Annotated in this window: 29 protein-coding genes; 8 read left to right on the forward strand and 21 right to left on the reverse strand. The window is 60.9% G+C overall.

Translation table 11 applies throughout. The features are described from left to right. Positions 1 to 12: 12 nt before the first annotated feature. Together HUN39_RS08825 and HUN39_RS08830 are read left to right on the forward strand one after the other, a co-directional pair. Positions 13 to 342 carry a 2Fe-2S iron-sulfur cluster-binding protein gene (locus HUN39_RS08825; protein ID WP_175094084.1) on the forward strand — a complete coding sequence of 110 codons (330 nt, stop codon included), beginning with the start codon at positions 13 to 15 and terminating at the stop codon, positions 340 to 342. 120 nt (positions 343 to 462) lie between these two features. Continuing rightward, positions 463 to 717, forward strand: coding sequence for a hypothetical protein (locus tag HUN39_RS08830; RefSeq protein ID WP_014892083.1), 255 nt, complete (start codon positions 463 to 465; stop codon positions 715 to 717). Between the two features lie 31 nt (positions 718 to 748). On the opposite strand, the gene HUN39_RS08835 is transcribed toward HUN39_RS08830, so the two are convergent. The 3 genes from HUN39_RS08835 to HUN39_RS08845 form a co-directional block, all read right to left on the reverse strand. Further along, complete coding sequence (locus HUN39_RS08835) at positions 749 to 1273, reverse strand: cysteine dioxygenase family protein (RefSeq protein ID WP_232366000.1); 525 nt, start codon at positions 1271 to 1273, stop codon at positions 749 to 751. Between the two features lie 277 nt (positions 1274 to 1550). Further along, positions 1551 to 2408: an aminotransferase class III-fold pyridoxal phosphate-dependent enzyme gene (locus HUN39_RS08840; protein WP_332310738.1), complete on the reverse strand. Its 858-nt coding sequence runs from the start codon at positions 2406 to 2408 to the stop codon at positions 1551 to 1553. Positions 2409 to 2708: 300 nt separating this feature from the next. Then, complete coding sequence (locus HUN39_RS08845; RefSeq protein WP_175094089.1) at positions 2709 to 3179, reverse strand: SRPBCC family protein; 471 nt, start codon at positions 3177 to 3179, stop codon at positions 2709 to 2711. A 227-nt stretch (positions 3180 to 3406) separates the two neighbouring features. Between HUN39_RS08845 and HUN39_RS08850 the strand changes: the two genes are divergently transcribed. Together HUN39_RS08850 and HUN39_RS08855 are read left to right on the forward strand one after the other, a co-directional pair. Next, on the forward strand, positions 3407 to 3871 hold the full coding sequence (locus tag HUN39_RS08850) for a J domain-containing protein (RefSeq protein ID WP_175094091.1): 465 nt from the start codon (positions 3407 to 3409) through the stop codon (positions 3869 to 3871). 273 nt (positions 3872 to 4144) lie between these two features. Further along, positions 4145 to 4342 carry a CsbD family protein gene (locus HUN39_RS08855; RefSeq protein WP_014892078.1) on the forward strand — a complete coding sequence of 66 codons (198 nt, stop codon included), beginning with the start codon at positions 4145 to 4147 and terminating at the stop codon, positions 4340 to 4342. A 568-nt stretch (positions 4343 to 4910) separates the two neighbouring features. Here the strand turns inward: HUN39_RS08855 and HUN39_RS08860 are convergent. From HUN39_RS08860 to HUN39_RS08890, 7 genes are all read right to left on the reverse strand, one after another. Beyond that, on the reverse strand, positions 4911 to 5075 hold the full coding sequence (locus HUN39_RS08860) for a NepR family anti-sigma factor (RefSeq protein ID WP_175094092.1): 165 nt from the start codon (positions 5073 to 5075) through the stop codon (positions 4911 to 4913). Between the two features lie 258 nt (positions 5076 to 5333). Further along, complete coding sequence (locus HUN39_RS08865; RefSeq protein ID WP_175094094.1) at positions 5334 to 6125, reverse strand: energy transducer TonB; 792 nt, start codon at positions 6123 to 6125, stop codon at positions 5334 to 5336. Beyond that, entirely contained in the window at positions 6122 to 6547 is a 426-nt protein-coding gene (gene exbD / locus HUN39_RS08870) for a TonB system transport protein ExbD (RefSeq protein WP_175094095.1), read from the reverse strand. The genes HUN39_RS08865 and exbD overlap by 4 nt, the downstream gene beginning before the upstream one ends. Before the next feature lie 3 nt (positions 6548 to 6550). Beyond that, a complete protein-coding gene (gene exbB, locus HUN39_RS08875) occupies positions 6551 to 7360 on the reverse strand; it encodes a tonB-system energizer ExbB (RefSeq protein WP_175094096.1) in 810 nt (269 codons plus the stop codon). Beyond that, positions 7357 to 8040 (reverse strand): Fe2+-dependent dioxygenase, encoded by a 684-nt coding sequence (locus tag HUN39_RS08880; protein WP_175094097.1) that lies wholly within the window; start codon positions 8038 to 8040, stop codon positions 7357 to 7359. The genes exbB and HUN39_RS08880 overlap by 4 nt, the downstream gene beginning before the upstream one ends. Before the next feature lie 5 nt (positions 8041 to 8045). After that, positions 8046 to 8729: a Fe2+-dependent dioxygenase gene (locus tag HUN39_RS08885; protein ID WP_175094098.1), complete on the reverse strand. Its 684-nt coding sequence runs from the start codon at positions 8727 to 8729 to the stop codon at positions 8046 to 8048. An 11-nt stretch (positions 8730 to 8740) separates the two neighbouring features. Beyond that, positions 8741 to 11260: a TonB-dependent receptor gene (locus HUN39_RS08890; RefSeq protein WP_456299338.1), complete on the reverse strand. Its 2520-nt coding sequence runs from the start codon at positions 11258 to 11260 to the stop codon at positions 8741 to 8743. A 483-nt stretch (positions 11261 to 11743) separates the two neighbouring features. On the opposite strand from HUN39_RS08890, the gene HUN39_RS08895 reads away from it, so the two are divergent. Beyond that, complete coding sequence (locus HUN39_RS08895) at positions 11744 to 12181, forward strand: response regulator (RefSeq protein ID WP_175094100.1); 438 nt, start codon at positions 11744 to 11746, stop codon at positions 12179 to 12181. A 44-nt stretch (positions 12182 to 12225) separates the two neighbouring features. Then, a complete protein-coding gene (locus HUN39_RS08900) occupies positions 12226 to 12651 on the forward strand; it encodes a group III truncated hemoglobin (protein WP_175094102.1) in 426 nt (141 codons plus the stop codon). Between the two features lie 23 nt (positions 12652 to 12674). Here the strand turns inward: HUN39_RS08900 and HUN39_RS08905 are convergent, their stop codons facing one another. After that, positions 12675 to 12881, reverse strand: coding sequence for a TOBE domain-containing protein (locus HUN39_RS08905; protein WP_014892067.1), 207 nt, complete (start codon positions 12879 to 12881; stop codon positions 12675 to 12677). 792 nt (positions 12882 to 13673) lie between these two features. Here HUN39_RS08905 and nifA point away from each other — a divergent pair. Continuing rightward, positions 13674 to 15425 carry a nif-specific transcriptional activator NifA gene (gene nifA / locus HUN39_RS08910; RefSeq protein WP_175094103.1) on the forward strand — a complete coding sequence of 584 codons (1752 nt, stop codon included), beginning with the start codon at positions 13674 to 13676 and terminating at the stop codon, positions 15423 to 15425. Positions 15426 to 15654: 229 nt separating this feature from the next. Here nifA and HUN39_RS08915 read toward each other — a convergent pair whose 3' ends face one another. From HUN39_RS08915 to HUN39_RS08930, 4 genes are all read right to left on the reverse strand, one after another. Further along, positions 15655 to 16176: a hypothetical protein gene (locus tag HUN39_RS08915; protein WP_232366001.1), complete on the reverse strand. Its 522-nt coding sequence runs from the start codon at positions 16174 to 16176 to the stop codon at positions 15655 to 15657. Positions 16177 to 16185: 9 nt separating this feature from the next. Further along, positions 16186 to 16455, reverse strand: a complete 270-nt coding sequence (locus HUN39_RS08920) for an usg protein (RefSeq protein ID WP_175094104.1) — start codon at positions 16453 to 16455, stop codon at positions 16186 to 16188. 294 nt (positions 16456 to 16749) lie between these two features. Further along, a complete protein-coding gene (pqqA, locus tag HUN39_RS19630; RefSeq protein ID WP_083858813.1) occupies positions 16750 to 16827 on the reverse strand; it encodes a pyrroloquinoline quinone precursor peptide PqqA in 78 nt (25 codons plus the stop codon). A 158-nt stretch (positions 16828 to 16985) separates the two neighbouring features. Next, positions 16986 to 18374 carry a histidine kinase gene (locus HUN39_RS08930; RefSeq protein ID WP_175094106.1) on the reverse strand — a complete coding sequence of 463 codons (1389 nt, stop codon included), beginning with the start codon at positions 18372 to 18374 and terminating at the stop codon, positions 16986 to 16988. A 109-nt stretch (positions 18375 to 18483) separates the two neighbouring features. On the opposite strand from HUN39_RS08930, the gene HUN39_RS08935 reads away from it, so the two are divergent. After that, positions 18484 to 19116: a response regulator transcription factor gene (locus HUN39_RS08935; RefSeq protein WP_175094107.1), complete on the forward strand. Its 633-nt coding sequence runs from the start codon at positions 18484 to 18486 to the stop codon at positions 19114 to 19116. A 6-nt stretch (positions 19117 to 19122) separates the two neighbouring features. On the opposite strand, the gene HUN39_RS08940 is transcribed toward HUN39_RS08935, so the two are convergent. Genes HUN39_RS08940 through HUN39_RS08965 form a run of 6 tightly spaced genes read right to left on the reverse strand, consistent with a single transcriptional unit; the run spans position 19123 to position 23658 of the window. Next, positions 19123 to 19629, reverse strand: a complete 507-nt coding sequence (locus HUN39_RS08940; protein ID WP_175094109.1) for a hypothetical protein — start codon at positions 19627 to 19629, stop codon at positions 19123 to 19125. A 7-nt stretch (positions 19630 to 19636) separates the two neighbouring features. Beyond that, complete coding sequence (locus tag HUN39_RS08945; protein WP_175094110.1) at positions 19637 to 20161, reverse strand: SRPBCC family protein; 525 nt, start codon at positions 20159 to 20161, stop codon at positions 19637 to 19639. Continuing rightward, positions 20158 to 21162, reverse strand: coding sequence for a VWA domain-containing protein (locus tag HUN39_RS08950; RefSeq protein ID WP_175094111.1), 1005 nt, complete (start codon positions 21160 to 21162; stop codon positions 20158 to 20160). Before HUN39_RS08950 ends, HUN39_RS08945 begins: the two co-directional genes overlap by 4 nt. Further along, complete coding sequence (locus HUN39_RS08955; protein WP_175094113.1) at positions 21162 to 21770, reverse strand: MxaK protein; 609 nt, start codon at positions 21768 to 21770, stop codon at positions 21162 to 21164. Before HUN39_RS08955 ends, HUN39_RS08950 begins: the two co-directional genes overlap by 1 nt. Then, positions 21767 to 22768 carry a vWA domain-containing protein gene (locus tag HUN39_RS08960; RefSeq protein ID WP_175094115.1) on the reverse strand — a complete coding sequence of 334 codons (1002 nt, stop codon included), beginning with the start codon at positions 22766 to 22768 and terminating at the stop codon, positions 21767 to 21769. The genes HUN39_RS08955 and HUN39_RS08960 overlap by 4 nt, the downstream gene beginning before the upstream one ends. Further along, positions 22765 to 23658 (reverse strand): nonribosomal peptide synthetase MxaA, encoded by an 894-nt coding sequence (locus tag HUN39_RS08965; protein ID WP_175094116.1) that lies wholly within the window; start codon positions 23656 to 23658, stop codon positions 22765 to 22767. The genes HUN39_RS08960 and HUN39_RS08965 overlap by 4 nt, the downstream gene beginning before the upstream one ends. Between the last annotated feature and the right edge of the window lies 1 nt (position 23659).

Genomic DNA, 23659 nt, shown 5'->3' on the forward strand with positions numbered 1-23659 from the left:
AGATGGTGAAAGATGGCCAAGTTCACTCTTGAAACCAGAGACGGCGCCAGACAGGAGATCACCGGCAAGAATGGCGTCTCGCTGATGAAATTGATCCGGCGCGCCGGCGTCGAAGAGCTGGTCGCGCAATGCGGCGGCAGTTGCGCCTGTGCGACCTGCCATGTCTATCTCACCTTGCCTGGGGGGACTGCAATGACCGAGCCAGGACCGGCGGAAAACCGGATGCTTTCGACAGCCAGCCATCGCAAATTCAATTCACGTCTCGCCTGTCAAATCAGGTTCGACGAGACGTTTGACGGAATGGCGATCCGCATCGCTCCAGAGGATGCGACCGGCTTTTAATTCGCCCGCACGGTTTCGAACGTCAATGGCGTTGCTGCGAACGCTCCCGCGAAACCTCTATATGGTCTGGAACTTGCTCACTGGCCATGCACGCAGCGCCAAGATGCAGGGTGAGCATCCATGCCAATGAAGGAAGAAAGCGTTCTGCCCGGGAAGTGCTATCGGACGAAGGGCGGCGAAATCAACTCGGAAAAATACACGGTGATCAGCATCACCCGTGGGATCGTCACTTATCAAAGCTGGACGTCCGACCCCAATCGCCTGTCTCTGCGCACGAACACGGGCCTGAAGGCCTTCGCCGAAGTTCTGTTCAAGGAAATCCCCTGCCCGAACAGAGACCCAGGCCAAAAGATCGAATATTTCGATCCCTCATAGAAAGACATTTTCTCCTATGGGGTCAGTCTCCTCAATCTCGGATCTCGTTCTGAATTGAAAAGATATCGTAGGGAGGATCGTTGTCCGAATTGGCGTAGCCCAATGGCGGCGCGTCGCCGCTTCCGCCTGATGCGCCGGATCGGCGACTGATCCGGCCGATGTCGCCCCCATAAACATGGAAGATGATGGATGTTTGATCATCCAGCGCGTTGCGAAGCTCGAAGACCTCGCCGCTCGCGGACGACCGGGCAGCTTCAACAGCGCACGCTTGCAATAGGCGGGACACGCCGGCCTGCGCGCTATTCGTCGAAGAAGCATCGAGTTGCTGGCGGTTGACGGCGCCGCGCAACACGCCGGCAATCTCCCAAACCGAAGGCTGAGAGATTGTCACGCAGGCGCCGCCTGACAAAATTGTGCTCACGACGGAAAAGCGATCCAGCCCGTCGCGATAAATTTGGAATTGCTGGCCTCCGGCGGGATTTGGGACGGCGAAGACCGTTGGCAGCCAATCGTCAGTCGTGAAGAGCCGGGCCATGAGATCGCGGCCGATCAGCAAAATCTCCCGCTCGCTTTCGGCGAGTTCGACCATGGACTGAATGTCCCAGATGAATCGCCGCAGCGCGGGGGGAACAGGGTCTCGCCCGATGACTCGTAAATTTGGATCAGCCGCATTTATCTCGATCATGATGTTGAACGGTCCGCCAGGATTTGAGGGAATGCGCGCTCTCGAGCAAAGCGCTTCGCTGAGGCCGCACCGAGACGCGCCGACTGTGTTCTCGCCGGATTTGGCGGGGTTTGCGCCTCAGTGAGGCGGACGCAAACGACTCGCGCGCTCATCGTTCCTCCTGCGCGCAAATCATTTCGATGCAGGATACCGCCGCATCGATGTCGCTTTCCTCAACTGTGAGCGGAGGAAATAATCCCAGGACCGAGCCCATCGCGCGCGTGAGGAGCCCGTGCGCGGCCAGCTTCGCGCGGATGGGCTCCGCGTCTCCCGTGAGCGTTAACGCCTGCATCAGGCCAAGGCCATCCAGCGCCGTAAAGGCTGCACGACGCCGATAAAACAATGCGGACAGCTGGTCTTCGAGATACCAGCTTCGATTCTGCACGCGCTCCTGAAAGCCCGGCGTCGAGAGAGCGTCGACAAGGGCGTGGCCGGCCAGAAGCGCGGCCCCGTCAGCGAGCGCCGAGCCGCCGAGCGCCCCTCGCGCCAGTCTTTGCGTAACGACGAGCGCAGCCAGCGGCGGGGCGTCTGCAGGCCCGTGACCGGCGACCATCAGGTCCGGGGTGACGCCTGTCCATTCGTGCGCCCAAAGCATGCCTGAGCGGCCGAGGCCGCAAAAGGTTTCGTCGAAACCGAGCATGAGCCCATATTCGTCTGCGGTCTCGCGCAGCCGGGCGAGCACGCTGCCTGGGACGACCTCAAAACCGGCGCGCGTCCTAACCGGAGCGATCAGAATGCCCGCAGTCGTCACGTCGACTTCCGCCTGCACTGCGGCGTGATCGTCCGTTCGGAGAAGGATGATCTCGTCATCGCCCTCGAGGCCAGGCGGAAGGCTCTCCGTTCCATCAGCAGGTCCGACACAGACAATGAACCGGCGGCGCTTGGGGCGGCCGACGAGTCGATGGTAACGCCGAACCATTTCGACGGCGGAACGCCAGGCGTCGGCTTCGGTGGGAAGCAAAAACACGCGGTCGCCAAAAGAAACGGGCGAAATCTTCGCGCATAAAGCATCCGAAAGCGCCGCGGCTTCCGGCGCTGATTGTGGCGAATCTATTGGCGCATTCGTGCGGGGCGCTGAAGAATTCTCAGGAAAGAAGAGCGATGAGCCGGAAAAGTCGAGCGGCGCGGCCGCGACCAATGTGTCTCCGGTGACGGCGGGTTTGATGAGCGCGTTAGGCTCGCTCGTCGAATCTGAGAATGGGGCTGACATGTTGCTCTGAGCTCGCCATTGGTCGCCGCTCCGATGAGTTCAGGCAAGCGTAGCGTTTCAGGCGCCGTGTTCAATGAGGTCAGGGAGTCTTTTGGCAAGAGAGTTCAACACGCTCTGCGAGCCTTTGAGCATGACGTCGTAGACCGCGTCCGCCGTGGGCGCAGCGTCGATTCCGTCCTGGATAAAAACAAAATGCGTGCCGCCATTCGGCAGCTGCGAGATCGTCCACGTAACTGTCGTGTCGATATATCGGCCAAAACCCTTCAGCTCGTCGTCGCCGCCCGACCAGCTGAAACGCAACATGGAGCCGGACTCCACAGCGAGAACCTGGCATTTGAACTCGCCGTCCCAGCGCTCAATCGGACGGCTCCAGATCGTGAACTTGTGGCCGACGGTCGGCTCAACGTCATTTGGAAAGAACCAAACGGCGAGCCATTCCGAATCTGTCATCGCGCGCCAAACGGCCTCGATTGGATGATCGAGGTCCTTCTCCGTCGTGAGGCTGCGTGTCTGTGTAGCGTCAAGCACCGAGTCCTGCTCCCGTTACCGCCTAGCAAGCAAGGCTCACGCCAAGACGCCGTAGCGCGGAACTCGACATCAAGCGATTGTCTCATTCTAAGCGCGATCCCGCGGCTCAGGTTCACGCGTAGCGTGCGCCTTTGGCTTCGAACATGCATGGCTCATGGTCCAGCTCTTGTGAACGCTTTTGTACAAAAAGGCGAAGCGCGGGGTCGGTCTATCCATGAGCGCTGCGTATGACGGACAAAGAGGAATGGGTCGTCTGGAACGGCTCGATGGGAATATTGGATATGGCGACCATCGGCGATATCCAACATGACGAGAGCGGCAGGAAGGCGTCTCTGGCGCCGCCCTATGGCGTCGTGGGGCCGTTCAGCCTTGACGAACTTGAAACGCTGGGCCGGATCGCCTTTGGCGAATGTCTCGTTATGTCGCGCCAGCGATGGCGGGAAGATCAGCTCAATCTGCGTCTCGAGGCGCGAGAAAAGCGCCGGACGCTATTGTTTCGGGCGGATATCGACGATGACCATGAACATCGCGAAATTTTAGGGCTGCCGTTCGAGGGCCTGCTCAATATGTCCGAGATCAACGCCGCCTTCCGGCAGTTGGCCAAGACCGCGCATCCCGACGCCGGCGGCAGCGACGAACAGTACCGTCGTATCGTCGAGGCGCGCGACGCGCTGCTCAGGAACCTCGCGTAACGGTTTGACGTAATTGATGACCGACTTTGGCGAAGACCCGGCCGCCAATCTGAGATCGAGACGCGCGTGGGCACAGGCCAGAATTCTTAAGCTTGGCGAGCGAGAAGTGATCGTTCCAGACATGGGCTAGACTGCCAATTTATAGCGAGAGCACAAGTCGACAGGGAACATCTAAGCCAGCGAAAAGTTCTAATGCTCGTGAGAGCTAGGCCCGGGGTCGGCTTTCCAAGGCGTCCGCCGCGATTGCGGCCGCCTCCCGACTAGGAGGAATTCATGAACTGGGACACGATCGAAGGCAACTGGAAGAAGTTCACCGGAAACGTGAAGGAGCAATGGGGCAAGCTCACCGATGATGACATTGCGCGCATCAACGGGAACCGCGAGCAGCTCGAAGGCATGATCCAGGAGCGCTACGGCGTCGCCAAGGACAAGGCCAAGGAGCAGGTCGACAGCTGGATGTCGCGCCACTAGCTCCAGCCCATCATTGCAAAACGCCGGCGAGATGCCCTCGCCGGCGTTTTCATTTTCAAATGCGACGCGAGCAATGTGTTCGGCAATTCGCGTCCAGCATTCGGAGCGCCGGAACATCTGGCTTGGCGCCGAGGTTTTATAGACGCGTCTTCAAGACGAAAGTCTATCGATGAAGAAAACCGTTCGCCCGTTCACCGTCGAGTATCGATCGAAGCGCGGCAGATCGCGCACAATCCGAGGCGGCGACGCATTCCGCTTTACGGATCGATCAGCCGAACGGATGTCCGCGGGCAAAGACATGCGCGATGAACTCTCCGCGTTGCAGTCGCTGTTCAAGCAGGAGGCGCGTTCGCTATGACTGCCGCTTCTCCAAGACTCACCCTTAGACAGGGCAAGAGAGCGCTGCTTCGGCGCTCGATGAGCGAGGCGCTCGCAAAGCGCTTATCACTTTTATATCTCGACTTGATCATGAACCCGGCGCCCGAGGATCTCAAAGGTCTCCTGATCAAATTGCACTTCACGGATCGTCCGAACAAGATGCACTGAGTTTCAAGAAACCATCTGCGCTTCACTCGACCGCGGTTATCTGGCTAAGCTCTTCCAGCAGGGCGAGCATGGCGTCCGGCAGCGGCTCCGAAGCAATATCGGAAAATTGGCGTCTAAGCTGCTCACCGAGCCGCTTCACGCTCGGCTCCACATCAACCGCATCGCGTGTGTATCGATTTCGTCTCATTGTCGTCTCTGTCAGTCTCGCTCGGTTTTCATGTGGCGGCATGAGCAGCTCTCCACACGGGGAATGAAGCGCCGATTCGAAAATCTGTTCCGACCATGCTCCAAATTTTTTAAGGAATAGAAAAGCTTAGCCGCAAAGAAGCGCTGTGGAGAACCCCAAACTAACTTCCACAAGCTTTAGTCGCAGCTGAGTTTGTCGTGCCGGCGGCTCGGAAAGCGTACCGCGATCGTCTGACCGTGCCGTTCGATTGAGCCGCAGCTATTTCTTGCCGATGCGAAATTGCACGGGCACTTCGAAGGTCAGCCCCTCGTCCGCGATCACCGGCGGTGGCGGCGGGACCGGATCGGCCCGCTTCATCATCGCCAGCGCAGCGTCGTCGAAGAGTGGATGTCCCGCAGAACGTTTGATGCTGTAGCTGACGACATGGCCGTGCCTGTCGAGCGTGAAAGAAACACTCGCTTCGGCGGATCGACGACCGGCGGCGCCCGGATAGCGCTTGTGTCGGTTGAGGTGCGAGAGCAAAGCCTTTTGCCACGTCAGCTTGACAGCGTTGGCGACGGCGTCAGCCCCCTGAACAGGCGCCACAGGCCTGTCCGATTGGCGATCGGCGTCGGACTTGGGCGGCGCAGTCGCCTCCGAGGCGGCAGATTCAGCGGAGACGACCGGCTGCGCCTGATGTGTCTTCTCCTCCTCGATCGGCTTCTCCGGCTGGACGTTGTGCGTGAGCTCGGCGTCTTCGGATTCGGCGTGGGTGATCCGCTCTTCATTCGCCTCCTTCGCCTCTGATGCGGCGACGGAAGGCGCAGCGGCGGCCGCTTCGTCTGAGAGGGGTCCAGGCGGCAGATCCGCGGCCTCCGCATCGCGCGGCGCGGCAGGCTCGAGCGACAATTCAATCGCCGGCGCGCCGGACGCGTCCTCGTCGAGATCGCCTTTCAAGGTCACCAGCGCCGCGACGGCGCCGCCGACGTGCAGAAACAGGGCGAGGGCGACTGCGGCGCCCCAAAGCTTGCCGTTCGATTGCGGCTTCTGGAGAGCGGCGGCGGCGCTCATTGCGGAGCCTGCTCCTTGCCGCCGGCGTCGAGCGCGACGAGCGCGACGCGCAGATAACCGCCGGCGCGCAGACGCTCCAAGATCGCCATCATCTCGCCATAGGGCACGCTGGAGTCGGCCCGCAAATAGATGCGTTTCGACTTGTCGCCGAGGAGCCCGTCGAGAGCTGAAACAAGATCGTTGCGTTTGACGGGCGTCTCGCCCAGGGCGAGCGCGAGGTCGCCCTGGATCGTTACGTAAATCGGCTTGTCGGGTTTTTCATGCGGCGCGGCGTTGGAAGCCGGGAGATCGACCGGAAGATCGACGGTGGCGAGGGGAGCCGCCACCATGAAGATGATGAGCAGCACGAGCATCACGTCGATGAACGGCGTGACGTTGATTTCGTGCGTTTCCTGAAGATCGCTTTTGAGATGAGCGGCCATGATCTACTCCGCCGCATGAATCTTGTTTGTGGCGGCATGTCCGGCGCGGTCGAGATCGCGCGAGACGATGCGAAGCAATTCGCCGGAGAGATTAGAAACGAGCTCGAGATAGGCCGACGCCTGGCGCGCAAGATGATTGTAGATGAGCACCGCCGGGATGGCGGCGAAGAGCCCGATCGCCGTCGCCAGCAGCGCTTCGGCGATGCCGGGCGCGACGACGGCCAGATTGGTCGTCTGCGCTTTGGAAATGCCGATGAAGCTGTTCATGATGCCCCAGACGGTGCCGAACAGTCCGATGAAGGGGCCCGTCGATCCGACGGAGGCGAGCAGTCCGGTGCCCCGCTTGATCGAAAGCGCTTCGGCGCGTTCGATTTCCGCGAAGGAAGCTGCAATGCGCTCCTTCACGCCCGGCGCGGCAAGAATATCGGACGAAAGCTTCATTTCCCGCGTCGCCTCGCCAAGCAGCGCCTGCGTCAAACGGTCGCCGCCGCCAAGCGCCAACCGCGCCTCGGAGAGGCCGCGCGCTTCGGAGAGGCGGCTGATCGCTGTCATCACGCGCTCGCGCGACCGTTTCAGTTCGATCGTTTTGGCGATGAGAATCGTCCATGTCGCGACGGACGCCAGCAACAAGCCGACCATTACGAACTTCACGACGATGTCGGCGTTGACGAACATCGTCCACACCGAAAGATCATGAGGCTTGGTGGCCGCAATCGCTGCGTCGAGCGCTTGCGACCCCGGCGCCGCTGCGACGCTCTGCGCAGCCAGAAGCGCGATGATTGAGATCACGAGATACTGCAAAGGACGTTTCATGCTTCAGCCCATGTTCGGATCAGATTGTGATAAACGCCCGACAATTTGACGCAGGCGGGATCGCCGGCGCCGAGCCGAGTCGTCAGGGATTGGATGGCCTGGTCAAGATCGAAAAGCAAAGCGCGCGCCACATTGTCTCGAATCATGCTCTGCATCCAAAAAAACGAGGCGATGCGCTCGCCGCGTGTGACTCCATTGACGAGATGAAGACTCGTCGAAGGATAAAGCACGAGATCGCCTGCCGGAAGTTTCATTTCCTGCTGCCCGACCCGATCCTCGATCACAAGCTCGCCGCCGTCATACTCGTCCGCCTCCGAGAGAAACAGCGTGCAAGAAAGATCCGTGCGAATGCGTATCGGCGTCCCGGGAATGCCGCGGATCGCATTGTCGACGTGCAATCCAAAATTGTGCCCAACGCCATAGCGATTGAAGAGCGGCGGAAAAATCTTGTGCGGCAGCGCCGCTGAGACGAACATCGACGACTGCGCAAGCGCCTCGAGCACATATTCGCCAAGTTCGCGCGCGACGTCGCCGGCTTGCGGCAGTTGAAGATTATTCTTCACCAGAGAGGACTGCGAACCGGCGGTCGCGCGGCCATCCTCCCACGCCGCCCGGTCCATGGCCGTGCGAAAAAGGGCCACCTGCTGCTTGGAAAGAACTTCGGGTATGCAAATAAGCATCAGCGCTATGCTTCCCCCCAGTAGCGGATGAGATTGTGGTAGACGGTCACCAGCTTGCGCAGATCCGGATCGTCTGCGCCCACACGCGGCGCGAGTTCCTGTATCGATTCGTCGAGATCGCAAACGAGGCTGCGCGCCTCGTCGGCGCGGATCATGCTTTGCAGCCACAAAAATGAGGCGAGACGTAGGCCGCTGGCGACAGGCGTCACCATATGCAGACTGCCGGCCGAATATAGAATGAGATCGCCCGCCGGCGGCTTGAAGCGCCTTGAACCATAGATGTCTTCAACGATCAGTTCGCCGCCCTCATATTCGTCGGGATCAGAAAGAAGCACAGTCGCGGCGAGGTCGACGCGGATACGCGCGCCGGTCATGGCGTCGCCGCGTATGGCATTGTCGACATGCGGATCGAAATGGTCGCCGACGCCGTAGCGGTTGAACAATGGCGGATAGATGCGCAGCGGCACCGCCGTTGAAACAAAAGCGGGATTGGCGAGGAGCGACGAGAGCAGCCGCTTGCCGAGCGCGCGCGAGATTTCAGAGTCGGGCGGAAGTTGCTCGTTGCGCTTCGCTTCGCCAGCGTTCGCCCCGGCGGTGGAGGCGCCGTCCTCCCACGTCGCCTGCGCCATCGCCTCACGAAGGACGTTGACACCCTGTCTGTCGAGCGCGCCTTGTATGTGAGCAAGCATCGATACGGCTCCTAGAACAAGACGCGCGTTTCGAGATAGACGGACCGGCCGGGCGACATCTGCGCGAAGGGCGTCGCCGTCTGATAGAAGGCGTCATAGATCGTGCGGTCGAAGAGATTGTTGACCGAGAACTTCATCGTGATGTTAGGGCCGATCTTCGCCTCCGCAAAAATATCGAAGCGCCAGTAAGAAGGCAGGATCGTCGGAACGTTCAAAAAAGGATTGGCGGCGGTCGGCGCCGGCAGTCCATATCTGTTGAACGCTGTGCCGCCATTGGCGACAATATTGTTGCCGCCATAGATCCTGGAACGATAAATGGCCTGGCCGCCGAATTCGAGCGTGTTCGGAGCGAGGCCGATTAGTTCGCCGAATTTGTACTTCGACAGCAGGCTGAAGGACTCATGCGCGATATTGGCGAGTTGAAGACCGATATTCGTTCGCGCGTAGGAGCTGGTCACCCGCGAGTCCATCACCACGATGCCGCCAAGGACCATCCACTTATCCGTGATATTGCCCGCAACCTCTAGGTCGACGCCCTGGACGTAATAGGACGCGTTGCCGGTGGTGACGCCGGAGTTCACTTCTCTCGCACCACTCACATCCGTCTTGAAGAAGGCGGCTGTCGCGAGCAGATGCCTGTCGAACAGCTCCCATTTCAGACCGACCTCCGCCGCCTTGTTGAGTTGCGGAGCAAAGATTTGCGACGCCGTGTTCAAGCCGCCGTAATTCGCCGCGCCGCCGTCAAGCTCGGCTCCGACGGGCGTCGCCGAGGTGGCGTAGGCGGCGTAGGCGCTGACGTTCGGCAGCGGCTTGAAGACGACGCCGGCGTTCCAATTGAACAGACCTGAATGGTTCTGAGCGAATGTCGAAAGGGTCTCCGTGCGGCTCGTGATGTTGTAATCGTCAAAGCGCGCGCCGCCATTCACGATCACGACGTCCTGATAGTTCGCGGTTTCGATCAGATAGCCCGACTTCGTATCGACCGCGATCCGTGTCGGATTGGTATTGCGGTAGGGCGTATTCAGGAACGGCAGATAGGTGCATGGGAGATAGAGGTTACAGGTCACGTTATTGCCGGTGGGAAGCCCGTTCAACTCGGAGGCGAGTCCCTGATAATTGGTGCGCGTTACGCCTTCGCGGGCGAATTCCACGCCGGCGACGAGCGCATGCTTGACGGGGCCGGTTTCGACTTTAAGCGTCGCCTCCGTCTGGTTGTCGAGCGTGTTCACCACCTGGTAGCGGCTTTGCGCGCCGATTCTCACCGTCGAAGCGAAAAGATCCGCACTCCCCGTCAGCGATCCGATATAGTCCAGAAGCGAGCGGCTCTGCCGGAACCGATTGTCGAATACGAGATTGTCGTTGTAGTGATAGTGGGCGGTGAATGTGCCGAAATTCTGCATCGCAACTTGGAAATCGCGATCAAGGAAGCCATACCAGTTGGAGCGCGGCGTAACGCCTTCGGGGAACGGCCGGTTCCAGACCCGGTTGTATGGCACGCCGAAGTCCGGCAAGCCATTCTGATAGACATGCGTGTATTGAGCGGTCAGCGTCAGGTCCTCGAGCGGCTTGAACACCACCGAGCCGGCGACGCCGTCGCGATAGTCGGTGACAAAGCTGCGGCCGGCGACATTCGAGTCGTGATAAAGCGCGTTGACGCGCACCGCGAGGATCGGGCTGATCACTTTGTTGACGTCAGCTGTCACCCGCTTCATGTGGTCGGAAAAGCCGCCAATCGCTTTCAGTTCGACGAAATCGCGGTCGGTCGCTTGTTTCGTTACGATGTTGATCGCACCGCCCGCAGTGCCACGACCGGCGAATGTCGATCCCGGTCCGCGCAGAATTTCGACCTGCTCGGTATAGAAGTTCTCACGAATGCTGACGCCAGGATCGCGCACGCCGTCGACGAAGATGTCGTTGCGAACGTCGAAGCCGCGAATGAAGAAGCGATCGCCGAAGGCGTTGCCGCCTTCGCCCGTCCCCAGCGTCACGCCCGCCGTGCTGCGACCGATTTCACGCAGCGTGAAGGCGTTCTTGTCGTCGAGCACTTCCTTGGTGAGCACCGTGATCGTGCGCGGCGTGTTGAGCACCGGCTCGGTGAATTTCGGCGAAGACAGGCGATCGACCTTATAGGGCGCGACCGGATCGGCGTAAGGATTGGCGTTGGGCGCCGTAGCGAAGACCGGAAGGCCTCCGCCCCCCGCGCCTTGGCCGCCGGCGCTTGAAGCGCCCGGCGCGCCGCGCCGCTGCCCCGAGGCCTGATTGGCGGCCGCATGACGCGCCAGTTGCGGCTGAGCGGCGGCGATGGGCTTGGGTTTCGCCGGCGCCGCCGCGCGCGGCTTCTCCTGCGGCGCATCGACTTTAACGGGCGGCAGCGTCGTCGAAGCGGACTGCGCTAAAGCCGATGCGCTGACGCTCGACGCAAGCGCCGCAGCAACGCTGAGCGCCTTCACCGACGTCAGATCTCCAGCACGAGTCCGCGGAAGCGACTGAGTCAGCATTCGTAGAGAAAGTGGAGATTTCACGTCGCTCATCGGGGAACCGCCAAGGGGGGTTATGCGTTGTCTACTTTCGCGTGGTGCGAAGAAGTTGATCGAAGCTAAATTTGGCGGTGATCGCGGTCAACAGTCGAAACGTTTGAATGGAAGTATTGTAATCTGTATAGTTTCAGACACATACAACAATTTTTTTGGCGATTGTTGTCATTCCGCCACACGTCTAGTTTGGAACCGCTTTAATTCCAAACTAGGTGGCGCTACTTTGACAGAGAATATTATGTTCGTTGCGCCGAAAGGCGCAGAGGGTCGCGCTGTGAAGTGCGGCGGTAGGGTTCGTCGGTTTGGCTGATCTGGCCGTTGGCGTGAGCCCGCCAAATTTGAGCGGCCCATGCCGCAGACAGCTGTGCGACGGCCGCCATCCCGTTGGGAAGCCATGGCGATCGCGCCGCTTCGCAGCGCTCCGCATGCGGCACGCAACTTGCTTTCAGCATCGTGAGTCAATCACCGCGCGAGGCTGCCATGCAGATCGGCGTAAAGGTGGCGAAAGCCATCGAACGCAGGCGCGTTTTTGTCGTGGACGACAATGAAACCTTTCGCGCGGCGATCGAGTTCATGCTCCACGACGAATATGAGGCGCATGAACTCGCGAGCGCGACCGAAACGCTCGCAAAGGCGGAGCAAATAAGGCCGGACTTGCTGATGCTTGCCGAGGGCGTCATCCGCGTCAACGGCTTGGATCTCATTCAGGAGTTTCTGGCGCGCGTTCCCGAAACCAAAATCATCGTCATCGTCGATCAGATTTCCAGCGGATTCGGCCAGGAGTGCGTCGCTGAGGGCGCGCACGGCTTTCTGGCGAAGCCGCTGCGGGTTGAGCTGCTGCGCGATAAGGTCGACGCGCTGCTGAACGCCAGGAAAAAGGCCGTCACAATGCCGCGGGCCGTTCTGAACATGCGTTAGCGCCGAAACAGCCCGCATTCGAGGTTTATTGCAGGGAGGTCGCCATGGAGCCCGCCATTCCGCCGATAGAGGACGGCGCCGAACGTGACAAGTTAGAGATCGCGATCGACGATTGCGTGCGTCGGTTCTACGCGAAGGGCGCCGAAGATCCGCTGTTGGCTCCGATCTTTGCGACGATCGACGGTCTCGACCAGCATATGGGGATCGTCGCGAATTTCTGGTCCAGGACCTTGCTCGGCACGGAGCGCTATCAGGGCCAGCCTTTCGCCGCGCATATCAATTTGCCGATCGAGCCTCAGCATTTTACGCGCTGGCTCGAACTCTTTAGCGAAAGCGCCAATGAAGCGCTGCCGAAGACGCAGGCCGAGCAGGCGATCGCCAAAGCCGCCCACATGACGCAATGTTTCCAGTCGGGGCTGTTTCCCTTCGTCGACGCCGATGGAAAGCCGTCGCGCGTTCCGGCGCAATAGCGTCCATCGGCCGTCCACGAGCGTTAGTCGACCGCGATCATCACATCCGACGACTTGATGACCGCTTTGACCTTGGACCCTTCGCGGAGTCCAAGTTCCTCGACGGATTCGTTGGTGATTGAAGCTGTGACCGTCAAACCGTTGACGTCGATCGTCACATGCGCCGTGGTTGCGCCCTTCTGGATGTGCTTGACCGTCCCGGGAAGGCAGTTACGCGCGGAAATCTTCATACCGTCGGCTCCTAAGAAAAGTGGTTATCGCTATGGCTTCCCCTCGACGGCGCCCGACGTCGTTACGGCTGCGGCATAATAATCAGCCGCTCTAGCCGGGTTTCCTTCGATGAAAGGGGACTGCACGATCGCGTCTATATCATCGGCGACGCGCGCCGCATATCACACGCTTTCTGCATGAGCGACCAATAACTATTCAATCTTTTAGAAATCTAGGCAGCAGCGCGATCATGTCCTTCGCGTCGGATCCGGCGTTCGCGGCGCCAGCTTCGACTGCATTGAAACACGGCGGCTTGCCGCCCCCGTGTCGCAACTCGTACAGATCGCTCGGCGTTCCCGGCCTTCCTTGGCCAAATCATCGAAGATTGCGCTCAATAGGTTGCGCCGCTCCGCGGTGGATCGGGAGTAATGAAAGCATCGAACGCGTTAACGGCGCCGTGGCGGCGAAATGCCGCATAAGGCACGGAAGCGCCTGCAATTCCGCTAACGGCTTGTTACGATGCGCGTGACGCTCAGCGCATCGCAAATCTTCGCGCCGGCGTCGGCAAGGCGACATCAATGTCGGTTGCGGCGAGAGTGCGGTTTGGATGGGGCCGGTCGCCGATCAATCGGGCGGCGGCGCCAGAGGAGACGGCAGAAGGCGCAAGAGTTGATCAAGCATGCGCGCCCAAGCCGATTTCCACGCAATTGCAGGCCGTTGTTTTCATGATGCTAAGGGCACAAGGGCGGCATGGCACGATGTTTGCGTCGAAACCTTTGAAAACACCCACGCATGTCGTGAGGCTAAAAAGTATGGGTTTGCAGCTGGCAGGCGGCGCGTGCGCGCCGAAGGCGCGCGAATTCGATGTGAGAGACACTGCTCTCGTCGGCATCTACGAAATATCGAAGCTCCTGGCGTCGCCAAACCGTCTGGAAACCACGCTTGCGGGCGTGCTGGCGCTGCTTTCGAGCTTTCTTGATATGCGCCATGGCTTGGTCGCGCTGCTTGACGCGGCGGGCGGGCCCGAGGTCGTGGTTGGGTCGGGCTGGAGCGAAGATTCCGCTAAGCGTTTCTTCGACCGGCTGCCCGAACGCGCCGTGGGGCAGATCGTCGCGACGAAAATGCCGCTCGTCGTCGAGAACGTCGCAGCCTCACCGCTCTTCCAAGGCTCCGACTTTTCCGAATGGGGACCGACCGACGGCCGGCCTTTCTCACTGATCGGCGTCCCTATCAAGGAGGGCGACGCCGTTGTCGGCACGCTGACCGTGGATCGCGTCTACGACGATCGTTCGGTGACGCTGTTCGACCATGACGTGCGCTTCCTGACGATGATCGCCAATCTCGTCGGCCAGACCCTTCGACTGCACAAGCTCATCGCACGCGACCGTGAACGTTTGATGCAGGAAAAAGCCTGGCTCGAAAAAGGCGACCGCCTTCCGCAGATTGAAGCCAAGATCAGCGGAATCAACGGCGTTGTCGGCAACAGCCCGGCGCTGCGCGCGGTGATCGATAAGATTCGCGTCGTCGCCAAGGCCAAGTCCACCGTCCTTCTGCGCGGCGAATCGGGCACCGGCAAGGAGCTGTTCGCCGCGGCGATACACAATCTCTCGCCGCGCCGTTCAAAACCCTTCATCAAGCTGAATTGCGCGGCTCTCCCCGAGAGCGTGCTGGAGTCGGAGCTCTTCGGCCATGAGCGCGGCGCTTTCACCGGCGCAGTGAACATGCGCAAGGGCCGCTTCGAACTGGCTGACGGCGGCACATTGTTTCTGGACGAAATCGGCGAAATCACGCCGGCGTTTCAGGCTAAGCTGCTGCGCGTTTTACAGGAAGGCGAATTCGAACGGGTGGGCGGCACGCGTACGCAGAAGGTCGACGTTCGACTCGTGTGCGCGACGAACAAAAATCTCGAAGAGGCGGTCAAGCGCAATGAATTTCGCGCCGATTTGTACTATCGCATCAGCGTCGTGCCCATTTTCGTGCCGCCGCTGCGCGACCGCAAGGGCGATCTCGAACCTCTCGCCAACGAATTTCTGCGTCGCTTCAACGCGGAGCAAGGCGGACGGCTGAGCTTTTCCGAGTCGGCCCTGCATGTGCTCACCGCCTGCGCCTTTCCGGGCAACATCCGAGAGCTGGAAAACTGCGTGTTTCGGACGGCGACTTTGGCGCAAGGGAATGTCATCACCGACAAGGACTTCTCCTGTCGCAACGACGGATGTCTCTCTTCGGTGCTTTGGAGCGGCTCGCTGGAGCGTTCGGCGCCTCATGCGCCCGTCGCAATCTTGCCGACCCTGGCGCCGCCGCGCGACCGTCAGCCTGCGCCGCCGCCGCCACCGCCGATGACCACGAGTGAGCGCCCCCACGCCGACTCTTCGCCCGAGACCTGTCCCGGCGCCGAAAATTGCACCGCCGTGGAGCGTGACGGGCCTTCCGATCGCGAACGATTGGTCGATGCCATGGAGCGCGCGGGATGGGTCAAGGCGAAGGCGGCCCGGCTGCTTGGACTAACCCCTCGTCAGATCGGTTACGCGCTGCAAAAACATGGCGTCGAAGTAAAGAAGTTCTGAGCGCTTCAGCGCTGCCAGGACCTCGGCAATTTGCCTGAAAGGCGACAATCGTGGCGCCGCCGACCCGTTCATTGGACGCGCGAGCCGGCCTTAGTCGCGCTCGAAGCCGAACGCGGGGGCCGCGAATGCTACACGCATGCGCTCGAGACGACGCAGGATCCCCCGATCAGGCTTCGATGGCAGGCAAGACCGGCGCGGTCGCGCGCCAAAGCCGGCGCGCCTCGCCCTTTCAGCAGTCGCCTGCATCAATTGAAACGTCGGCGATCATCTCGCCCTTATTGTCCTTCAGCGAATATCGGATGATGGCGCCGCTTGAGCGGTGATTGGGCATCGTCAGACACACGCGCTCCTGCAGCTGGGTCTTCAAATCGGCGAGCTTCTTGGCATTGCCGATTAGAGTTCTCGCCGCTTCATCGTCAACGATCGTATAGCTGTAATTGAAGGCGTTGCCCGGACCCGCAGTCGCTTTATCGAGACGAACGCCCTCGCTGACCATTTCTGGAAGCGTCGCGTTCACCTCTGCGGCTTCGCGCTCCAAAGCCAGCGAAAGAGGCTCCAGCGGCTCATCGACATTAAGGCTTTCCCGATATTGCCTCGCGAGAAGGAATGCCGTCGCCACGATAATAATCAGCGCGGCCGCTTCCCAGACTCCCATCCATGATTTCGTATCGCTCTCGTCCCTCACGGCGCCCTCGCTCCAACCCGCGTCGATTTTGTCTCGACCCAGCTCGTTGCGCAAGACGGCGGCCATATTAGTTTTTCAGTGCACCTTGAATTCCTTGTCGAGGAGCTTCAACTCAGCCGGTTTGATGAGGTTCGAATGCGCGACGGTGACGGAATGCAGCGGGCCATCGAGGCTGCGCATCCAGAAATCGAGAAATTTGCGCAGCTTTGGAAACTCGGGATGAAGATCATATTCCTGCCAGATGTAGGATTGGATGATCTTCGGATAGTCCGGCAGACGATAGAGAATATTCGCCGTCGTCAGGCCGTAGCCTTGAAGCTGCAAACGGAAGCCGCTGGACGCCATGGCCTGCTCCTCGACGATCTGATTCCTTTCAGATTAGGAGCAAATCCTCGGAGCGCAAGCGCCGCGAGACGCAAAGGCCTGAAAAAACAATATGCTATCAGCAGACGTGCGTGAGTGCCAAAAATGCAGGGCTCAATGCCGGCGCAGCTCAGAGAAACTCTGCGTTCAGAACGCAGGCAGAAAACAGCGGCGCCGTCGCAAGCGACGGCGCCAGCTCAGTCTACTCGGTCAACCAGGCGCGGCCTGCTACATCAGGTTAGGCGAGCCCGATACCGAACCGGCGCGACAGGCTGATCAGATCTCAGCCGATTCGTAGCTGGTGATTTCCATACCGACGCAGATTTCGACGATGATCGGTTGTGACCAGGCCATGGCGTTGCTCCTCCAATTTACGTAGTCCGCCCGACACGACGGCTCCGGTAGAGAATAATGAAGGGCGGGTATCGTTACACCTTCAAAATTTCGTCATCCACGCTTCCAAAATTTCCCGCTCCAGACGGGCGTCGGGCGCATATGCTCCTTGCCTCAAATCACTCGCCGTCGTCCCGCAGCGGAAGCGACACCGTAATCCGCGTGCCGCCGGACTCCCGCCTTTCGATTCGCTGCGCGCCGCCCAGCGCGCGCACGCGCTCGTTCATGCCAAGCAGACCCATGCCTGGAGCAAAGCGCTCCGCAATGCCGACGCCATTGTCCTCGATCATGATTTTCAGTTGGGGCGGCGCTTCCGCGTCGAGCCCGGAGGAGTCCGTTGACGCGTCCAAGCCGAATTCCAGAGTGACCTCGCCCTGATCCGCGCCCGCGTGGCGGAAGATATTGGTTACGCCCTCCTGCACCACACGGTAGGCCGCCAGCGCCGTCTCCTCGTCGAGGGATGAGAGATCGTGGCGAGCGACGAGCCGCAGATCGACCTCGGGATGGGTAAGCGCCCATGAGGCGAAAAGCGCCTTCAGCGCCGGTTCTAGACCAAGTTCCGCGAGGCCTTTTGGCCGCAGCCGTCCAAGCAAGCCTCTAAACAGCGATTGAAGCGACTCGCTCGCCTTGTCGATCGTTACGCTCATCTGTCTCAGTCGGCCCACATCGGGAGCGGGATGCGAGAGAAGCTCCTGTAGCGCGGCAGACGTTGCGCGTATCGAAAACAGACAAGGACCGGCTTCATCATGCAGATCGCGCGCGATATCCTTGCGCTCGCCTTCCTGCACCTGAAAAAGCCTATCGACGAGTTCGCGATTCTCCTGCTTGACGCGATCAAGCGTCGCGCCGAGCGAATTCAGGGCGGCGGCGATCGATCGGAATTCCGTCGCGCCGCTGGCCGACAGGCGCACGCCGCTCTTGCCTGCCTCCAATTGCGCCAGGCCGGACTTCAGCGCATCGAAAGGCGCAAGCGAGTAACGCAGGAACAGCAGCACGAGCGTCAGGAAGATGATCGTGACGGCGAGGCTGATCGCCGCAAGCCATAGCATGTCGGACCAGATTTCTTCGAGTTCGTCGAAGGGGTTCGAGATCACCACAATATTGCTGTAGGCGCGCCCGCCGACCGTCACGGGAATCGTCAAGACGCGCGGCGAGGCGCCAACGAGCTTCACAAACCATTCCGGCACGTCCTGACCGGAATGGCGGATCTTCTCCAACCAATCGCGCGGAGCGGTCTCGTTGGCGGCGAGGATCTCAACATCGGCATGGCGAAGGTTCCCCAGCGACGCGTAGAGACGCCGCAACGCGGGGAGCGGATCTTCGTTTTCAGGAAGATTTGCTATCGTTGTTAGGATAACTTCCCGCATCAATCTGAGATTGCTTCCCGCTTCCGCGCGCACGCGCGGGCCGGCGTGAAGAAGCTGGATTGCAAGATTGATCAGCAACGTCGCGATGAGCACGACGCCGATTAATCCGCCCAGTCTGGCTTTAAGCGAAACCCCGCGCATGATGAACGCCCTCGTCTCCATGCTTAACCGTTGACGTCCATTTACAGTCGATTGACAAGACTAGCGGTTTTCACAACATAGGTTCAGGCTCTCAAACAAGCGAATAAGGATGCGCATTCTCATCGTCGACGACCACCCCATGGTGATCGAGGGCTGCCGCGGCATGCTTTCGGGACAAAAAGACATCGAAGTGCTCGAGGCGCATGACGCCAACGAGGCGCTTGACTCCTACGCGTCCGCAGCGCCCGACGTCGTGGTGCTCGACATTAATCTACCCGGCGTCTCCGGCTTCGAACTGCTGCGCCGCATCTTGAAGCGGGACGCGAACGCTCAAATCATCATTTTCACCATGAACGACGATCCGGTATTCGCGGCGCGAGCGATCGAGGGCGGCGCGCGCGGCTATGTCGCGAAGAATGAGGACCCACGCGTCTTTATCAAGGCGATCCGCGCCGTCGCGGCGGGCGAGCGCTATCTGTCGAACACTCTCGCGCTCAAGCTCGCGTTCGCCGACCAGAGCCGCGCGAGCAACCCCCTCGACGCGCTGAACGGCCGGGAAATCGAGATCCTGCGCAATCTCGCGGACGGCAAGGATATGACCGAGATCGCGCATATTCTGAAGGTCTCCTACAAGACCGTCGCGAATAATTGCATTCTCCTGAAGCGCAAGCTCGGCGCGCGTTCGAAGGCGGATCTTCTGCGTATCGCGGTTGAAAACAAGGTCGCCATGAAACTTGTCTAGGCGCCGCTATCTGAATTGCTTCTGCGTGCGATAACGGGCGGCGAGCATCCGCAGCGCCTCCTCCCGTTCAACCCCGCTGTGGCGTAGATTGTAATAGTGCTGGCAGACCTCGCCATAGGTCTGCTTTTGGCCGGCGGTCGCGGCGATCGCGACAAGCGAGCTGATCAATTGCGCGAAATCCTCCGCATGGCCGTCCGCAGCGAGCATCTGCCCGACCTGAGCGGTGCGGTTGGCGAGCATCCGATCGGACTCTAGGAAATGCGGCTGCGCCGAGAGCAGAGCCGCGCGTATGCGCTCTACCGCAGGTTCGCGCACGCCGACGGCCCCGCCGGCTTCGCGTTGGGCGAGCCAGAGCGCAGGCTCGGTGCGATCGGTGGCGCGCAGCCAGACGTCAGCGCCCTTACGGTCGTCGGACTCGATCAGATCATCCTGCTCGGCGGCGCGCCGCTCTTCGCCGCATGAGGCGAAGAGCGCGCAGACGCCTGCAAGAATGACCGCTTCGCGAAAGCGCATCGCGAAGCTACTTCCCTTCTACTTTCTTCTTCAGGCCCTGAAGACCGTCGCGCAAGTAACTCGCCATCGCCGTGCGCGCGGCGTCGTCGTTGAGGTTTTCCGGGGGCTCATTGCTCGTGTCGCCGCGATAGAGACGGCCATACCATTTCACCAAACTCCCTCCAGCCGACGCAGGTTCGATCGTGAAGGTGACGGTGTAGGAACTCACGGGCAGCGCATCGAGATTTGGATCAGACATGCGCCAGGCCAGTTTGAACGCCGAGGCGTCATATTCATCGAGCCCTTCCTTCAGAACGCCGCCCTTCTTGAGGGTGATTTCGCGCTCCGCGCCGGCGGCGTCTCCGCCCTTGGCGGCGACGCTCTGAACGTCAGGATGCCAGTTCGCGAGCCCGTCGAACTTACCGGCCACAGCCCATACGGCCTTGGGATCGGCGGCGATGACGATCGACTCGTCGACCTTAATCGGCGTCGGTCCGTGCGCGAGCGCAGGCGCGCAAGTCAGAAGGGCGAAGAGCCCCAGCAGCTTCCTCATTTGGATCTCCTTGGTTGTGGAAAGCGGTAGAACGGCGCCACGCGGCGCATCCGAATGAAAGCCTGCGCGAAAAAAGTTGCGGCGGCGGCCATGAACGTGAGAACCGCAGCCGCGGCCCCAAAGAACGGACGCAGGTCGAGCGCTGCTTGACGCGGTCGGACGGACGCAACCGCGGCATAGTCCTTCCACAGCCGCTTGCCGTCTTCGAGATGGGCGTAGGAAAGCCCGGTCTTTTCGGCGAGCGAACGAAGATAGTCCTCCTTTACGGAAGACAGATGTTCGACGCCGACCGCCGCACTCGCGCCGAATGGCGCGTTGCGGGCGTTGTAGCCCTCGCGCCGCTCCGCGCCTTCAGACGGCAAGCCGAAGCGGCTCTCATGGGGAACGTCGTCGGCGCCGAGGAATCCGACCTCGCGGCCCTTGTCGTCAAATTTCGGGATGGGCGAAAGCTCGTAGCCGCCGACGCCAACGACGAGGCCGCGCACCTCGCCCGCACGCCCTTCGAACGTCGGCGCGCCACGCGCGGGAAGCGGCGGGGCCTCCTGGCCATCGCTGAAAAACAGCAGGTCGCTGTTCAATTCCCTCGCCATATCGATCGCGCGAAAAAAGCCGGCCGAAATTCGGCTGTCGCCTTCCCAGGCCATGCGCCAGTCGAGCGCCTCAATCGAAGCTTGCAGAGGCGTGAAATCCGCGCAGACGTCGATCGGTTCGAACAGCAGGAATGGCCTGCGCTCGGTAAAAACGCCGAGAGCGACATGCGATGGACAAGGCAATTCCGCGAGCATGGCGCGAAGCGCGGTTTTCACGGCGTCGAGACGGCTAACCGGCCGGCCGGAGACGGCGTAATCGCGAACGTTCATGCTGCCGGTGATGTCGACGATGGCGAGAAAATCGAATGACGGACGCCGGATGATAATCTTTGGCGCGAAAAAAGTGGCTGCGAGCGACAGCGTCGCCAGCGCGAGTAGAGCGACGCGGGGATCGCGCACATCCGGGCGCATCACGGCAATCCTTTCGGTTTGCCGGGAATATCAGTCCAGAGCTTTTTGGGATCGGCGCTCAGTTCGTCGCCGCTCTTTCTCTCGAAATCTGGAAAATCCCGGACGAGCCGCGACGCGACGTCGAGATTGAACTTCGCGTCCCAATAGTCGGGCGCGAGCTGCAGCGCACGTCGATATTCGCGCTTGGCGAGGTTGACGAACGGGTTGGCCGCTTCGAGTTGCGAGCGTTCGATATGATCGAACGCCTTGCGCAGCAGCGCGTTCGCCAAGAGATAATGACCCCGCGCGCGCGCTTCGATGCTCCCGCTACGGTCGAGCGCCTCCACCAAGGCTCGGGCGCGATCGACGTCGCTTCGCGCCGCAAGAAAGGCGACGCGCGCGAGAATCGTTTCCGGCCTGCCGTTCGCGTCGACGGCGACGTCACGGCCCTCGCGCAACGCCTCGATCGCGTCATTGGCGTCGACGGCCCCGCGCCATTCGGCGAGCAATGCAGCCGTCGTGAGGATCAGCGCGAGAAAGATCGCGACCAGAATCGACGATTTTGCTTCTCGCCAAAGCGCGCGCGCCTGGTTGCGCACGTTCGTGATCCTCGTCTCGAAGATCGTCATCGCGCGTTGTCCCCGACGCTCAGCCTGACCTCTGCGAGCTTCGCGGCGAGGAGAAGCAACGTCGCGGCGAGCGCCAGCCCGAAGCCCCACGCACTCAGATCCGTGCGCGGCAATTTTTCAACATATCGGACGGGATGGCGTTCGAGCCTGTCGATCTGTTTTAAGGCCTCCTCCGTCGCCTCGACGCCTTCAGCCTCGAAGGCCTGGTAAGGAACGCCGAGCGATTTGAAGAAGAGATCGAGATGGCGTTCCGGCGCGGCCTGTGGCGACTCATCGTCGCCGGCCGGCTGATCGGAGATTCCTCCGCTGCCTTGGGTGCGCAAGAACAGCCAGTAGAGGCTGACGTTCGTCTTGCGGAATTCCGCCTTTAAATCGTCGCGCAGCTTTGGATCGATGACGCCGGCGCCGTCAGATATCAGCAGGACCGCGCGCGACAGATCAGCCTGGCTCGTCTTGAACATCGAGAGCGCCATGGCGAGCCCACGCGCAATATTCGTATAGTCGAGGCCCGGACGGTCGATCGCGTCGATTGCGGCTTCGGTGGCGCCGATATGATCCGAAATCGGCGTCACCAGCATCGGCGCCGTCGAAAACGCCGCGACGCCCACGAGATCGTGACGGCGCGCTTCGACAAAGCGCTTGAGAATCCGCCTCGCCGCCGCGGCCTTCGACTCTTCCCCTCCAGAGGGCGTTCGCCCCGCGAAGGTTTCGTTCATGCTGCCGCTGCGGTCGATCAGCATGACAATCTGCGCGCCCTCGGAAAAGCGCTCGATTTCCGCGCCTGCGACGTGAGGGCCGGCCGCGCCGAGTAGGCTTGCGCCAATCGCGACGACGCCGCCAAGCTTGATGACACTGCCGGCGACGGCGGAAGGACTGTCGGCGGGCGCCGCGAGGAGTGAGGGTATCTTCGCGCCGCGCAAGACGGACCGCAGCAGTGGAAGCAGCGCCAGAGGCGCTAGGAACAGCGGCTCGATGTGCTCAAAGCCGAAGCCGCTCATCCTGCGCGCTCCTGCCTGGCGAGCCTGCTGACAAATTGCGCGAGCTGCTCGGCGGCATAGTCGTCCTTAGATCTTTCGCCGCCAAAAAAAAGCCGCTGCGAGGTTTCGAAGAATCGCTCGAAGTCGACCCGCAGCGGCTTGAATTCCGGACGTCTGCGGAGAAACTGCGGAAGGTCGGCTGACAGCAGAATTGCGCCATTGGCCCGATCGAGCGCCCGATGCACCGATTGAATCGTCGCGGCTAAATGGGCGTCACCAGCGCCGCGCCGCGTCGAGATTTCACGCGCGAGCGCTGAGAAGACTCGCGCCTGCCGTTGCTGGAATGGCGGCCAGGCGCGATCGCGCGCCACAAGAGCGAGCGCCAGCAGGGCGGCGACGCCGGCGCCGAACGCCAGATTGAGCGGCGTGGCTTCGTCAACGAATGCCGACGAACCGTCGGGACGCAGATAATCCGACGCCTGCTCTCGCTTCTGTGGCGCAATCTCCCGCAAAGGAGAAACGCCAATCCTCCATGCGGGAACGGCGACAGTCTGCGCGCCTGTCGCCGTCGAAATGGAGAGTTCGAACCCAGGAATCTCGATGTCGCGCGCATCGAGCGCGACATAGAAATTCTGGTATGTGAGATCGAGACGCCATAGGCGCGCGCCGTTTTCTGACGTCTCGCTAAGTTTGACGTCCCGGAGATCGAGCGAACCGGTGAGCGGACCGGGATTGGGCAAGGAAGCGCGCGAAAGCACTGAGTCCGCGGGCGCGGAGACGTCGATACGCGCATGGATGAGATCGCCCACGAAATAGCCGAACGGGCGCGCCGAGTGGATGCGCACCGTCGTTTCCTGCGCACATGCAGGAAGCGCCGCGGCGAGCATGAGGGCGATACATGCAATGCGCATC

Source organism: Methylocystis silviterrae, assembly GCF_013350005.1.
GTDB lineage: Bacteria > Pseudomonadota > Alphaproteobacteria > Rhizobiales > Beijerinckiaceae > Methylocystis > Methylocystis silviterrae.